General features: G+C 42.6%; 6 protein-coding genes. 2 read left to right on the top strand and 4 right to left on the bottom strand.

Annotation, left to right across the window (positions count from 1 at the left end; all coding sequences use genetic code 11):
• Positions 1 to 52 precede the first annotated feature (52 nt).
• Entirely contained in the window at positions 53 to 1,435 is a 1,383-nt protein-coding gene (gene hemN / locus RM556_RS00740) for an oxygen-independent coproporphyrinogen III oxidase (protein ID WP_311373624.1), read from the top strand.
• 66 nt (positions 1,436 to 1,501) lie between these two features.
• Here the strand turns inward: hemN and RM556_RS00735 are convergent, their stop codons facing one another.
• Entirely contained in the window at positions 1,502 to 3,895 is a 2,394-nt protein-coding gene (locus RM556_RS00735) for a zinc-dependent metalloprotease (RefSeq protein WP_311373623.1), read from the bottom strand.
• 216 nt (positions 3,896 to 4,111) lie between these two features.
• Between RM556_RS00735 and RM556_RS00730 the strand changes: the two genes are divergently transcribed.
• Positions 4,112 to 4,483, top strand: coding sequence for a hypothetical protein (locus tag RM556_RS00730; protein WP_311360048.1), 372 nt, complete (start codon positions 4,112 to 4,114; stop codon positions 4,481 to 4,483).
• Positions 4,484 to 4,504: 21 nt separating this feature from the next.
• Here RM556_RS00730 and recD read toward each other — a convergent pair whose 3' ends face one another.
• The 3 genes from recD to recC are packed head-to-tail and all read right to left on the bottom strand — an operon-like array spanning position 4,505 to position 14,030.
• Positions 4,505 to 6,631, bottom strand: a complete 2,127-nt coding sequence (recD, locus tag RM556_RS00725) for an exodeoxyribonuclease V subunit alpha (RefSeq protein ID WP_311373622.1) — start codon at positions 6,629 to 6,631, stop codon at positions 4,505 to 4,507.
• On the bottom strand, positions 6,631 to 10,506 hold the full coding sequence (recB, locus tag RM556_RS00720; protein ID WP_311373621.1) for an exodeoxyribonuclease V subunit beta: 3,876 nt from the start codon (positions 10,504 to 10,506) through the stop codon (positions 6,631 to 6,633). Before recB ends, recD begins: the two co-directional genes overlap by 1 nt.
• On the bottom strand, positions 10,503 to 14,030 hold the full coding sequence (gene recC, locus RM556_RS00715) for an exodeoxyribonuclease V subunit gamma (RefSeq protein ID WP_311373620.1): 3,528 nt from the start codon (positions 14,028 to 14,030) through the stop codon (positions 10,503 to 10,505). Before recC ends, recB begins: the two co-directional genes overlap by 4 nt.
• Positions 14,031 to 14,192: the final 162 nt, after the last annotated feature.

The following is a 14,192-nucleotide window of genomic DNA, read 5'->3' as shown; positions in this document are numbered from 1 at the left end:
ATGATAGATATACTGCACCTAAATTCGTACTTAGCATAAAAGAAGAGTTTGCATGGCAACCCTAGAATATTTTGACAAGAGCATTCTGAACAAATACAACACCGCAGGACCACGATACACTTCTTATCCTACGGCACTGTCGTTTCATGATGGCTTTACAGAAAATGAATTTGAATCCTTAATTGTCGAACAGTCTCAAGGTAAATCAAAACAGGCACTGTCTTTATATATTCACATCCCTTTCTGCCATTCGCTCTGTTATTACTGCGGATGCAATAAGATAGTGACGCGCCACAAGCATAAAGCCGATCAATATTTAGCGTTTCTGTTCAAAGAGATTGAACACCGTAGTCAACAATTTTCTGCCTTTCAAGTGTCACAAATCCACTTAGGTGGTGGCACCCCTAGCTTCTTAGATAAAACACAGCTGCAAACTTTGATAAACAAATTGAAGGCTTCATTTACCTTTTCTAACGAACTAGAAGCAGGCATTGAAGTTGACCCAAGACAAATTGAGTTAAGCTACGTTGATGATCTTGCCAGTGTTGGGTTTAACCGTTTAAGTATTGGTGTTCAGGATATCAACAAGCAAGTCCAAGAAAAAATAAATCGGGTACAAAGCACCGAGTTTATTTGTCAGTTAGTAGAGCGAGCGAAACAGTTTAATTTTCGTTCTATCAATTTGGATTTAATTTATGGCCTCCCTCTGCAAACCGCAGAAACCTTTATTGAAACACTGGAAAAGGTGATTGAGATTGACCCTGATCGCATTTCAATGTTCAGCTATGCTCATCTGCCATCGCAGTTTGCTGCACAACGGAAAATCAAAGATGAATGGCTACCTGACGCAGATAGTAAGTTCGACCTCCTTCGATTAGGCATCGACTACTTAACTAAAGCTGGCTATGTATTCATAGGCATGGATCACTTTGCCAAGCCCGATGATGAATTAAGCAAAGCGCTTAAAGCGGGTCACTTGCATAGAAACTTCCAAGGCTATACCCCTAAATCGCATTCAGCGCTGTTAGGCTTGGGCGTCAGCTCCATAAGTAGTATTCATTCGTTTTATGCGCAAAATGAAAAAGATCTTAAAAGTTACTATCAAGCTGTCGAGAGTCAGGGTTCTGCAATTATTAAAGGGCTTGCTCTTAACAATGATGATCAGATCAGAAGAGATGTCATTCATAGCCTAATGTGTAACTTCGCATTGAATAAGCGAAGCATTGAAGATCGCTATAGTATTCATTTTGATGAGTATTTTTCTGACGCCTTACAAGACTTGCAAAGCTTTGTGAACGATCAGCTGGTGACAATAGACGAGCACTCTATTCAAATCGCAGATAGAGGAAGAATGTTGGTGCGAAACATTTGCATGAGCTTTGACCAGTATTTGTCTCAACCTGCTCATCAACTGCGCTATAGTCGCGTTATATAAATTCACAAAAAAAGACGACTCACCTGTTAAAGGTAAAGTCGTCTTTTGTTCTTACTCACTTTTCGTTTATATGGGTGAACCCGGCGGCAATTGTTTCACTGCAAAGCTTCCCAGCCAAACACCACTTTGCCAATAATGTTCAATATACTTCAAGAGCACTTTGCCTTCAGGCGATTTATCTTTCCTTTTCAACCACCCTTGGTAAGACAACAACTGCGCTTGCATTTGTAATTTAACATCGGGTGATAATTCATCTGACATCATGGTATCGAAGTAAATACTAAGTGCAGTCTGTCGAATACGCTGTTCTAAAGTATCGCTCGACTTCAGCTTGATCAGTTTTTCAAAGACGTTCTTCGTTACGGCCTCTACGCTAGGAATCGACTTATCAATACTATGCTGGTAGGCGAGCCTATTAAGCCTAATTGGCTCAAGTAGCATGTTAATTGAGTAACCAGCTGCGGCCTCTGCGGCACTAATTGGGTCAAATGCAATGCCCATGCGTCCTTTAAAGCTTTCTCGATTCCGGTTGCTACCGTAGGACTTAGGGTTAATTAAAGCACTGATCTCATTAGATAGGCGCAAATAGTCGGCACTAGCACTTTCAAGCATCAGGTCAAGGGCTTTGAACTGTTGCTCGCCGCTTACAAAACTATTGCCCTTTAAGCTTTTACCCTGTTGTTTCACTTCATAATCGTAGTTCACACCAGAAATCTGCTTTACTAGAGCATCAAGCTGATAACGGTGAGAGTAATAAATAGGCACTAATCTTTCTTCTAGTGAAGATAAAGCCTCACCTAGTGGGAGTGAGTTTGCCCCGAAGTTTGCTAGCGCATCATTTCGGACCGCTGACATTCGCTCGAATTCTTTTATTGCGTTACTTCCATTATCCCATAGGTGACCATCTGCAGAGGCTCTTTTGGCGATACGGGCATCAGGATCAGACTTATACAAGAATCCTTTCTCTTGCGCCTTAGCAACAAGCTCTGCCAATGCTATCGCTTCATTTTGATTGTTTGTGAAATCTTGATAACCATAAGCAATTACAAACTTATCCCAATCGCCTATCCCTTTATCGTATGCATTTGCTAGGCTAATTTCACCATCAACAAGTTCAAACAGAGGGTGTGGGTAATCCATCACAGAAGCGCGATCGTTTTCGCTTGCTGCGAAGTTATGAGCGATACCTAAAGTATGTCCAACCTCGTGTGCAGATAACTGACGGATGCGGTCGAGTGCCATATTAAGTTGTGGTGAGGTATCTGGCTTATCTTCAGTAAACGGACTAGTCATGCCCAGAGCAATGAGAAAATCTTGTCTTACTCGGAGAGAACCTAAAGTGACATGCCCCTTGATAATCTCACCTGTTCTAGGGTCAATGACTGAACTACCATATGACCACCCTCTTGTTGCTCGATGCACCCATTGGATAACGTTGTAACGAACATCCATCGGATCGGCATCTTCAGGTAATACCTTTACTTGAAAGGCATTTTTATAACCGGCTGCGGTAAATGCCTGATCCCACCATAGTGCGCCCTCTTTCAGAGCTGTCATAACCGGCTCAGGAATACCCGGGTCAAGGTAATAGACAATCGGCTCGATTGCTTCGCTATGTTGTGCTTCGGGGTCTTTTTTCGCTAAACGGTGGCGAGGGATAAACTTGCGTTCCATGTCAGCGTCAATCGGCACAGAGTAGTCGATATAACTGTGTTTCCAGAAACCAGAATAAGGATGAAACGTTCTGGTTTGATAATTATCATCCGGCAATTGAATGAAAGAGTGATGCAAGTGCACTGTCACGCTCTTTGCATCCGGGGCTACCTGCTGGATGTAACTCCCCTGGGGGCTGCCAGCAAAAGTGACAAGCGCTTCAAGTTCAGTGTTTAAATCAAATGCTTTCGTTCTTGGAAGATAAATACCGGAACGGCTAGTATCGCGAGAATAAGATCCCTGCCCCGTACGACTGAGTTTGCTTGCTACACCATGTATGTCGGAGAGTAAAAAGTCAGTATAGTCAAAATATATAAAATCATTGTCTTCATGCGCTAGTGTAAAACCCGCGATGATTGAATCGGCGAATGCCTCATCGATACTCTTACGCTCAGCTTCATTTGATGAGCTTGCACGATAAGTCGTATTAAGCTGTTTCAATAAGATTTTATTTCCAAATCGTTGGAAAGTGATTAATCTGGTATCGCCAAGTTGGCCACGATCAAGACCAATATCATTTGAGCCGACGCCTTGCGGTAAACTACTTTGAAAGAGCATTTGTTGCTCAAGTTGTTCTTTTCTCAACGCCAAATAGACTTTATCATCTGCCTTGGAGTACAGCACATCGACAAAACCGTTTATTTGAGTTTTACCATCTAAAAAGCTTTCATCATTTGCTAGGGCTTGCCATTGACATGCTAATATCAGCACGAAACAGCTTAGAGCACTTTTCACATTAAATCGCATTATTTCCCTCTCCCTAAAATTGTTTCTTATTATTATTTATTACTTTCAAAAGCGATTCATTGAAGCTTGACGCCGTTGTGACGCCATTACCCTTTTGATTGATCTATATCATCACACCTTTCCACCAGCATACTATACTTCAGGCTAAGAAGAATTACCTTGCAATGAATTGACACAATTAATTGCCCGTGTAACTGAATATAATAGAGTTAGTCGATGCCATTATCCAGTGTAAACGTACGCCACGACAAAGGCTTATCAAAAACCATTCTCTCCTTAGTTGCCGATGAGACAACGCTAATTACGCTCTCAGACCGACCGGTATTCGGCGTAAATCTTACCTTTAGAGAAGATATTGCAAGCTTGGAAAATATGATTGTTTACCCAGGCCAGGTTATCGGGTGGATAGATTATTCGGACTTAAGCAAATTGGCGTGCTTACATCACCAACAATACTTTGATGCTCAGCAATTTATTCGAGTCGAGAGCAACCAGTTGTCATTCGCTCAAGCAGTCAAAATTCATAAAGTAAATTCCGATTTACGCAAATCTAAAGCGATCCTTGCTTTTTCGATTATGAGTAATTAACTTTTACGCTGCCAAACAAATCTAGCCAACAAGAGGTGCTCTTAACTTGTCTGGTAAGCCACTAAAACGCACTCCCTTGTTTTTGATCGCTTTTATTAATATCTCTTTACTGCTTATGACATTCAGACGTTTTTTTGCTCGTGTCACCCCAGTGTATAATAATTCCCTACTCAGATTATCATTGAATACAGTAGGCAATACCAAATCTACTGCCTCGAACTCCGAGCCCTGCGTTTTGTGAATTGTCATTGCGTAAACGCGTTCGTATTGTGGCAGTGAACTAATACTGTAGCGGCGAATCTGAGTAAAATTAGCATTGGCAAACCAAGCCATTAAGCGTTGGCTTTCGTCTTGCCAGATGATGCCTACATCCCCATTATATATCCCAAGGCGGTAATCGTTTTGAACTACCATTATCGGCAGGCCTTGATAGATGCCATTGATGTCAACTGCACAATTTTGGCGCACTAAGGCTTTTTCTATATGATAATTTAAGGATTGTGTACCAAAGACGCCGGTATTGGTTGGTGTTAAGCAACGGTAGCTGGTTAATGATTGAAGCGCTTGTAATGCTGATCCCGCAAAAAACATCGCTTTGTAATTTGCCGCCATATTCATAATCAATTGTGGCGCAAGCTCATATGCATTTGTGTATGCAGCCTCGCCTGAATAAAATGCCAATCCCTTGGTTTTGCTCGCTGATGCTGGTGTGCTCGCCGATGCTGGGTCCAAATGGCTATTTACCAAATGGCTATCATACATCTCTGTAAGCGCAAGCAAAGCCCGCGGAGAGTCGGTATTGACATCAAGAATAAGGTCACTAAAACCTTTTACGACCCCTTCAGAGCGGCGTGTCTGTTGCAACAGGCTGACATGATCGTGTAAATATGCCTGTTCATCATTTTGCCGACGATTTAAGGCCTCAAGATTCATGTGTGGCGCAATTGTGCGTAATAACTCGATATGCCTAGCACTGTAACCATTACTGCGAACGATACTCGCATCGTAATTGCTCACTAAGTCCTTCAGCACCACACCACTTTCAACTGAGGGTAACTGATTAGCATCCCCTAATAAAATTAGCTTTGCGTGTGTTGGCATGGCTCTGATGAGTTTGGCCATCATTGCAATATCAACCATTGAGACTTCATCAACTAGCAATAAATCACAGTCTAGTTTCTTATTTTCATTGAATTTAGCATCAATACTCTGAAAACTAATACCGAGAAGTCGATGCAATGTTTTCGCTTGATTCATGTCTCGAAGTTGTTTGCATGCACCGACAAGGGGTGAATGCTGTTCCAATTGATTGAGTTCATTGTCAATCGATTGTTCCAAACGTTGCGCTGCTTTTCCAGTCGGCGCAGCCAGTAATATTTTGGCATGACGTGTGTTCGAAGTATCCGCCCTTACTAATTCTTGTTTTGGTTGTAGGATTAGCCACGTAAGTAATACGCGCGCCGCGGTATAGGTTTTTCCGGTTCCTGCACCACCGCTAATGATAGACGTTTTTGAAAGCATCGTATTCAATACCGCAAGCGCTTGCCAGTCAATATTCTTGGCTTGCACTTCGTGCGAATCTGGAAATAATAAAGGCCAGACTTCACTGACTGTCTCGCGTATTTGCCTTAAGGCCTCGCCACTGGCAAACTCTTGCTGGTTTTGCTTAAAATACGTCGCTATTTCTTCTTCATAGTGCCAATACCTGGCAGTAAACAACAAGGTTTTTCCCTCACTTTGAAGTACCAAATCTTGTCGTTGCGTGTTTTGCGCCAGAAACGCATTGATATCAGAAATCAAACTAGCAACACTACCAAACGTAAATCCTTTGCTTTCATCGACTTCAACCACACCTTCCCCGAGGTTTTGCCACAATACTTTTCCAGCAATACTATTAAGCTCTAAACAGCTGTTCCCCATACGTTGATACATTGAAAGAGCAAGTAGAATATGAAATACCTGCTGCACTTGTCCTTTTTCTAAAGGTACCTTCGACGTGTCATGAGCTTGCTCTTTGCTGAATCGAGGCGCTAACAACTGGCAAGCAAAAAAATAGTCAATCGCTTCAATCCCTTGGAGCCGAGCCATACAATGTTCGCTAGAGCGGTACAATTCAAATTGTTGAACAAGAGCAGTGTCCAATATCATTATTTAATCCCCTGCTTATCATCTGATATCCGCGTATGTTCCGGGCCTTCAAATATCCCTTGGAGACGCTCTAGCCACACGAACTCAATATCGTCGAAAAAGACGCCAGAATGGCAAGTTAGTTCGTTGCTGACTTTATATACCGGTGACTCTGGTGCCATGCCACGTAAATAAAAATAATACACACCACCGAAATGCTGCTCAAATTGATAGTTTGGCAACGTTGCCTTTAAGTATTTATGCAAAGCAAGGCTATATAACAAATATTGGAGGTCATATAGGTGTTGCTGATTATTTTCATGACAAGCTAAAAAGGAGTATGACTCGAAGTCGTTTCCAAGATGCGTTGACTTGTAGTCCGCCACAAAATACCGACCTTGATGTTCAAAAATAAGGTCAATAAATCCATGCATCATTCCTTGTAGATCTTGAATATGCTGCATGTTTACCTTTAGGGCTTCACAACGAAATTTTGCAGCACGGCTATCTCTATAGTCATTGAGTACTCGCCCGAGAGCTTGCACATTAACGTTTGCCATCGGAAAATAAAACTCAGCTTCTCTGAGCGTTTGTGACAAACTAAGATCAGCTAAGCGTAATCCATCCTTAAGTGGACTTAATAAGCACGCTTCTAGCCAAACAAAAAGTGCGTCTTTGTCATTGTCATCTAAGTCAGTGAATTTAGTTAAGGCTACCTGTGACGCTTCAGCCCAATTGGCATTACTGAAATCTACGTTTTCTAAAATATCATGCAGCAAATTGCCTGTTTCAGCTCCTTTTTTGAGAGTAAACCTGAGCTCTGTTGGCAAATTCTGCTCAGTGTTGTTGTACTCTCTGGCATGCGTTTTATGCTCTAGATTTGATTCAACTTTGTGCAGAGTTAACTGCTTCGGTTGTGCGATATCAAAATGCTCATTGTCATGAGAGGCTGTGAAGCGACTGATATTCGAAAACGAACTAATAATCCAAGGTAAGCGCGTGCCTACAGCCAGCGTTTCGAACGCTGTCATTAGCTGAGGCTCATGTTCTGTATGTTTATCACGATTAGCGAAGGCCGGCGCTTCAAGCTCCAAAAAGCCATCACCGACCACTATCAGTGAGTTATGGTTACAAGTTACCGTTTCTTCATTAGCTGAATTCTGTTGCTTGTTTTCGCATACATTGGCTAACATCCAGGGTAGCAGTGTATTACTTGCGGCTTCTTTTTCATTACTACTATTAAGCACTCTTGATGGTATGCCCAAGCTACGATTTAATGACGAGTTAGCCGTTTTGATATCATCGACAAGTCCAAGGTAACAACGATGTTCAGCTCGCGTAATAGCCACGTACAATAAACGAACATCCTCCTCTTGAGACTGCGCTACAAAATGCTGTACAGAATGCGCAGTGGCCCCCAATTGATAAATGGCTTGATGTGTCTGAGGGTCTTGATAGCGAAAATATTGAATCGGCTTCATGCGGCGCATCGAAGGGTCTTTGTATTTATTCGCAAACGGCACGAAGACCACCGGATACTCTAAGCCTTTTGAACCATGTAAAGTGACAATTTTTATTAAGTTTGCATCGCTTTCAAGGCGCAGCTGCAACTCATCATCAGTAGTATGATCGAAAACCTGATGTCCTAACCAAGCAAGCTGTTGTTCCGGCAGTTTATTCAATGTCGCTATAGACGCTAAGGATTCTGCCACATGCATCATATTAGTGATACTGCGTTCTGGTTTCAAAGCTGGTTGATAGTTCGCTTTAATAAGATGCATTAGCAGGCTAAATACGCCCTCGTTTTCCCACAGCCGAAGGTAACTCTCACAACTAGCGCTTAGATTATCCCACGATGGGTGCAAGGGATCTTTTAGCATGTCGCTGACAAGAAGACGTGGGTCGGCACTCGCTCCTAACTCATTATTTTCGTTCAACACAGTGTTGGCCAACATGCTACTAGTTAGTCCCGCCGAAAGAACTGGGATATGCTTATGCTTGTGTATGGCCAGCAGCACTCGATAAATTTCTATTGCCTCTGCAGACTCAAATAACGGTTTCTTCTGGCTTAAATAAACTGATGATAAACCTTTTTGCGATAAACCTTGCTGCATGATATCGGCCTGAATACCATCTTTAACCAGAATCGCTATATCGCTCGGCTTAGTTCTCACGTTTCCAATCTTAGTTTCAGCCAGCAAACGCTGGATTTCGAAACAGCTCCAATCCACGATTTGAGATTCAAGCTCAGCGGGTTTGTTTCTTAAGCGTGACTGAGCATCTTGTCGAGCGCCATCACTAGCGACCATGTATGTGACCGCACTGCGTTTCTTCGATGGGTCGAATAAAGGATGCTTTGCTGCCTTGGCGCCATCCGTGGAGTGAATAATTTCGTAGTCTATGCCTTGCCCAAAAACAGGCCTAGGTAGTTTCTCACGTAAGGAGTGCCCCCAAAATATGCGATTGTATGCGGTGATCATAGCGTCACTCGAACGCCAATTAGTATCCATCATCCATATTTCGTCAGCTTCCTGCTTTGCTTTGAGGTAGACAAAAATATCCCCACCTCTAAAGCCATAAATCGCTTGTTTTGGATCTCCAATCATGACTAATAGACTTGTTGGGTCGTTGCGCGGGTAGAGTAAGTCTAAGACTTTGTATTGGTGGCTATCGGTATCTTGAAACTCGTCGACTAACGCAACTGGGTATTGTGCTCTAACCGCATCTATTAGTGTCTGATTACCGCTATCTAAGGCTTGTGCCAACTGTCTAACAAGATCATTAAAACTCAGTGTTTGCGCTTGCTCTTTCGCGCGTTTGAGATTTTTCTGAACATGCACAATACCCTCTTCGGCTATATCTAAGACTTGAGCAAGACGCAATTGTGCTAATAACTTAGTTCTCCACTTTTGGCTCTCAGCATTCAGTTTTTTTCTAAACTCTCTGACTGGTTCCAAGGCAGCTTTTAACTCAGGGAATTTTCCGTAGCGACCACCTTGTATAAATTGCCCAACTTCCTCTGGCGCTACAATTTGGTCTACAAATTCGCTGAAGCGCTCAATTAAGCTTTCCTGCTCACCCGTATAATCAACCTGGAGTGAGGACAACGCACTGAACGACTTTAACCAAGCTTCAAGTACAGCGTATTCTTCACTACGCTTATCGCAGTCTTTATGATGAGAAACTACCGCCTCAAATAAGTCAGCACGATGTTCAGTGACACTTTTCAACAGAGAGTCATCCAACACATCATTCTCGTCTAACCAATGGAAAATATTATCATAGGCACTCTGGACTATGTCCTTCAAGCTTGGTCGAGACAGAGACTGTTGACTATCAAACGCGGTTTGAAAACTGCGATGGAAGGCCGCAGGGTCGTGCCAGTCCTGCTCTGCCAGCGCTAATAACTTATCACTATCATGACTAATACTACGCACCCAATCTTGTACCGCTTGTAAGCTCATCGGTGCAGTGTCATTCAGCAGCTCTGGTTCTAACTCCATGTTCAGTGACACTGCGAATTGCTTTAACACTCGCTGACAAAAACCATGGATCGTAAAAATAGCAGCTTCATCCATCGACAATAATGCCGCTGTCAGTAGGTTGCGACCCTCTTCAATTCCCGTGATGGAAATCAACTCTTGGGTGAATGTGTCCGGCTTTTCCTTTTCCCAGTCATCTGCCAACTCTCGTAAAAAGGCTGCTACCCGTGACTTAATCTCTTCCGTAGCAGCTTTAGTGAAGGTCATGACCAGTATTTGTTGTACTGGTAACCTTTTCTCTAATACTAATCGGGCATACAAGCGTGTGATGTTGAACGTTTTACCTGTGCCTGCACTCGCTTCAATTAGATGCCTTGAGTGCAAGTTGAGGGCGAGAGGATCAAGTATCTTCATTTCGAATCCTCCCCTGAAAAAACACCTGCTGAGTTTACATCCGCTTCTTGTATTGGCGCTGAACTCATTTCAATACTTGCAGATAAACGTTGGAAACACGCTAAAAGTGCCTTCACACTTTGTAGTGAAAAATCAGGCACTTCGTCAAAATAGTGCGTAAAGTACGGCGAACTAACAAAACGAGCCGGCATAAATGAGTTAGTAAAAACATCTTCCCAACGTTTCAACATCAAGTGGTGATCCGCATATTCTTCTGCAGTTGCAGCGTGTGGGTCAAATGACTTATCGCTACTGATTTTTTTAATCAAACCTTCTGCTAATTCGGGGATCACTAGTGCTGGTTGACGCATTCCTTGCTTGTAGTATTTGATGAGTTCATCTAGCAACTCTCTCGCTTCAGATGACCCTATTGTTTTAAATCGTGTTACCCGACATACCGTATCGCCTTTCACTTTCTCAAGATTAAAAAATGCGCTGCTGTAGGGCTCGTCCGTCTCATCTGAGTCAGCAATGCAACACAAATACTGACACCAAATTTCAAACAAGCTTTTTAATTTGCGGTTACTGGTGTGAAAACCCAATACCGTATGCTTAGCCATTTCAAACTGATAGCTCAACTCACCATGACTCAATGCTAACTTTCCGGATTTTAATTCAAGAGGCCAATAATTTTGCAAATTTGCAGCTAAGACATGGCTCTGGCTTATCCATTCATTTAAGGTAGCCCTATTCACTTCATCTCTTGGAATATCACCAGAGCCTAGCAGACGTTGTTGCAGCAATTGGATCGGTGATCCTGCATTCACCGGCTCAAGTGTGTCATGTGCATTCATTTTATTCAGTTCTTCAGTACAGAAATGAATCACGCTATATTTATCTAAATGATTGACTACAAAGGGCTCTACATCCAGTATCTTAGGTTGAACCTCATCTAAGTACAGACCTTCAACTTGATTTGCGTAAGCTTTGACCGGGTCTTTATAAAATCGTACTAAATCATTCATACTCAGGCTTATTGGTGCCTGTGCACTCGTATTCTCATCGCAAGTCGTTTGCTCAGTACAACTCTCACGGCTTGGCTTTATTTGATTTTGATGAATGAGCGTCATCAATCGATACCAGCCCACATCATAACTTTGCTGTACTTTACGTATTGGTAGCGCGGCATAGTTTTCAGATGAAAATGGGTGCAAAGACTGCTGTTCACATTGCCCTACTAATTCGCCAAACTGCTTACCTATATAGTCTGTAAATTCGCTGAGCACCAAGCTGGGCTCTTTCACTTTATTGTCTTTGATACTGCGTCCTTGATAGCTCAGGTACAATGTTTCTCTTGCCGACAGTATGGCCTCCAAAAAGAGGTAGCGATCATCCCCTCGACGAGAACGGTCGCCTATTTTTCTGCCTAATTGGGGAATAAGGTCAATATCAATTTGACTGTTTTTACGCGGAAACCCTTCATCGTTCAAACCGAGTATTGCTATGATTTTAAAAGGAATACTGCGCATTGGCATCATTGAGCAAAATGTTACTTGCCCGGTCATAAAATGGTTTCTACTGTCGGGGGAAGAAAATGATTGTTTTAAGGCGTTTCGGATACTCAAATATGACCACTTTTTGGCTGTTGCATCTGTCTTATCATAGTGTTTAGCCATATCGACATGTTCGAAAAACTGCCCCAGAGTTTGACTTAATAAATGCAAGGCATAAGTATCGTTACCGGACTCGTCAGCGGTGCTAAAAATAGCATCTTTCAAGGCTAACAAGTATGCCTTCCATTCATCCATCGTGCGCATTTGAGTGAGCGTTTGACGATATTGTGCTAACTTCTCAATCACTTGAATAAGTTTACCCAAAGCCAGCGCGGACTGTCCTTCAAGTAAGTTTACCGGCACGCAGCCATCAGCAAGAATACTCGTGTTATCGGCGTGTACGAAACCTTCTAAGATCCGAGATAAACCCCATTCCCAAGTATAAAAAGCACTCTGTTCCGGCGAGCCCACAACAGCTTGTCGATGCTGCTCATTTAAGCCCCAAAAAATATTGCTACGTTCAATCCAGTGTTCGAACATATCAAGGTCTGTCGATTGAATTTGGAATTTAGACATTACGGCGGGCAGTTGCAGAAATGACAGTAACTCAATCACACTAAAACGACTATCAGGTAGCGATAATAATTGCATATAAGCCGCAATGAGAGGTTCAGCATCAAGTGCTGTGCGATCCGCTATTGAGCAAGGGATCTTTTTGTTTTCATCTCGGTTTAGCTCTCTAACACCTTTACCAAAAATCGCCCCAATATACGGAGAGTAGTCTTCAATAGCTGGACACATCACCAATACATCTTGAGGTGAAAGTTCAGGATCATCTGCCATTTTAGCAAGTAGAAAATCATGTAACACTTGTACTTCACGCAAAGGACTATGACATGACCTCAGTACGATTGATTCGTCGTTCTTTGACTCAGCGCCAGAGTTTGTTTTACTTGCAAGGCCTGTTGCATTGCTCCCCCCATTCTCACCTTGTAATATTTGTGATTGCACCTGATGAAGATAACTTATGCCAACCGAACTGCTGGGATAATCAGCATCGAAGGCCGATATTTCGTAATTGCTCGCATTCGAAAGCAGATTGAATAAATCTTTGCCCTGTTCACCGAGGTTTCGCAACAAAGGATTGATATTTTGTTGCGATACCCATGCATCAATTTGACCTTGTTTCAGTTTTGCAGCAATCGCTTTGTCAGAGCTCGCATCTCCCCAATAGTCAATACACGGGTTTAAATGATAGAAGTGAATATGTGAATACTTTGCGATTTGATTGAAGAAATCCAAGGTTTGTGGCGCCATGGTATTAATCGCAAAAAAATGTATTTCTTTGGGTAATACGTGCTTACTTTTTGCAAGTGCCTCTACTGCGTTTTTTTGCAGTCGAACCGGGTGGTTTGGTTCCTGTTTGACTAACGCTAACCATATCCAACGCTGCCATTGTTCATGTTTGAGTATACTTGCATTCACTCTATCGGAGGAAGCACCAGACGCAATCGATTCGCCCGCTTCCCAATCTAGTAACCATTGCGGACGGAACATTAAATATTGTTCAAATGTATCCGCAATAAGTCGAGCGAGATCAAGCCTTTTCAGTTCAGTTGTGTTGGAATCTTGCGAGTGCCAATACATTTCTAGCTTTGCTTCAAACCCTTGCTCAATGAAAGCTGGAGACGCTAGTATTTCCTCAATTCGCCATTGCATTACTTCCCGTTTGTAGGGCGATTGCAAAGGCACCTTATCATCTCCCAAAATATCGCGACACAGTTGCCATACAAAACGTGTTGGCATTGGAAAAGACAAATTCATAGCAATACCGCTATGTTGCGCAATCTGCATATTTAACCAATGTTGCATCCCTGTACTCTCGACTAAGATAATTTTAGGCGCTAGAACAGCTTGTTCACTTTTCTGGATAACGGCGTTAAGCAAATAGCTTAGATGCTCTAATTTGTTGGAAGGATATAGGGTTAGCACTACTTCTCGTGAGGTCCATTTGCGATGGATATACTATGCCATGATTCAGCATTTGATGTCATTGAGAATAAGAAAAAACCCAGCAAGCTAAGGACAAAAGCTTGCTGGGCTAAGTGTTCAGCGAAACATGGGACACGACACCCATATTCCGCGTGGGGTTGA

Source organism: Alteromonas sp. W364 (genome assembly GCF_031846205.1).
Lineage (GTDB): Bacteria > Pseudomonadota > Gammaproteobacteria > Enterobacterales > Alteromonadaceae > Glaciecola > Glaciecola blandensis.
This window is presented reverse-complemented; position numbering and strand designations above follow the sequence as displayed.

Bases quoted from the DNA above. Each gene is read 5' to 3' on its own strand.
- hemN (WP_311373624.1), top strand. From the start codon at position 53: ATGGCAACCCTAGAATATTTTGACAAGAGCATTCTGAACAAATACAAC.
- recB (WP_311373621.1), bottom strand. From the start codon at position 10,506: ATGAAGATACTTGATCCTCTCGCCCTCAACTTGCACTCAAGGCATCTA.
- RM556_RS00730 (WP_311360048.1), top strand. From the start codon at position 4,112: ATGCCATTATCCAGTGTAAACGTACGCCACGACAAAGGCTTATCAAAA.
- RM556_RS00735 (WP_311373623.1), bottom strand. From the start codon at position 3,895: ATGCGATTTAATGTGAAAAGTGCTCTAAGCTGTTTCGTGCTGATATTA.
- recD (WP_311373622.1), bottom strand. From the start codon at position 6,631: ATGATATTGGACACTGCTCTTGTTCAACAATTTGAATTGTACCGCTCT.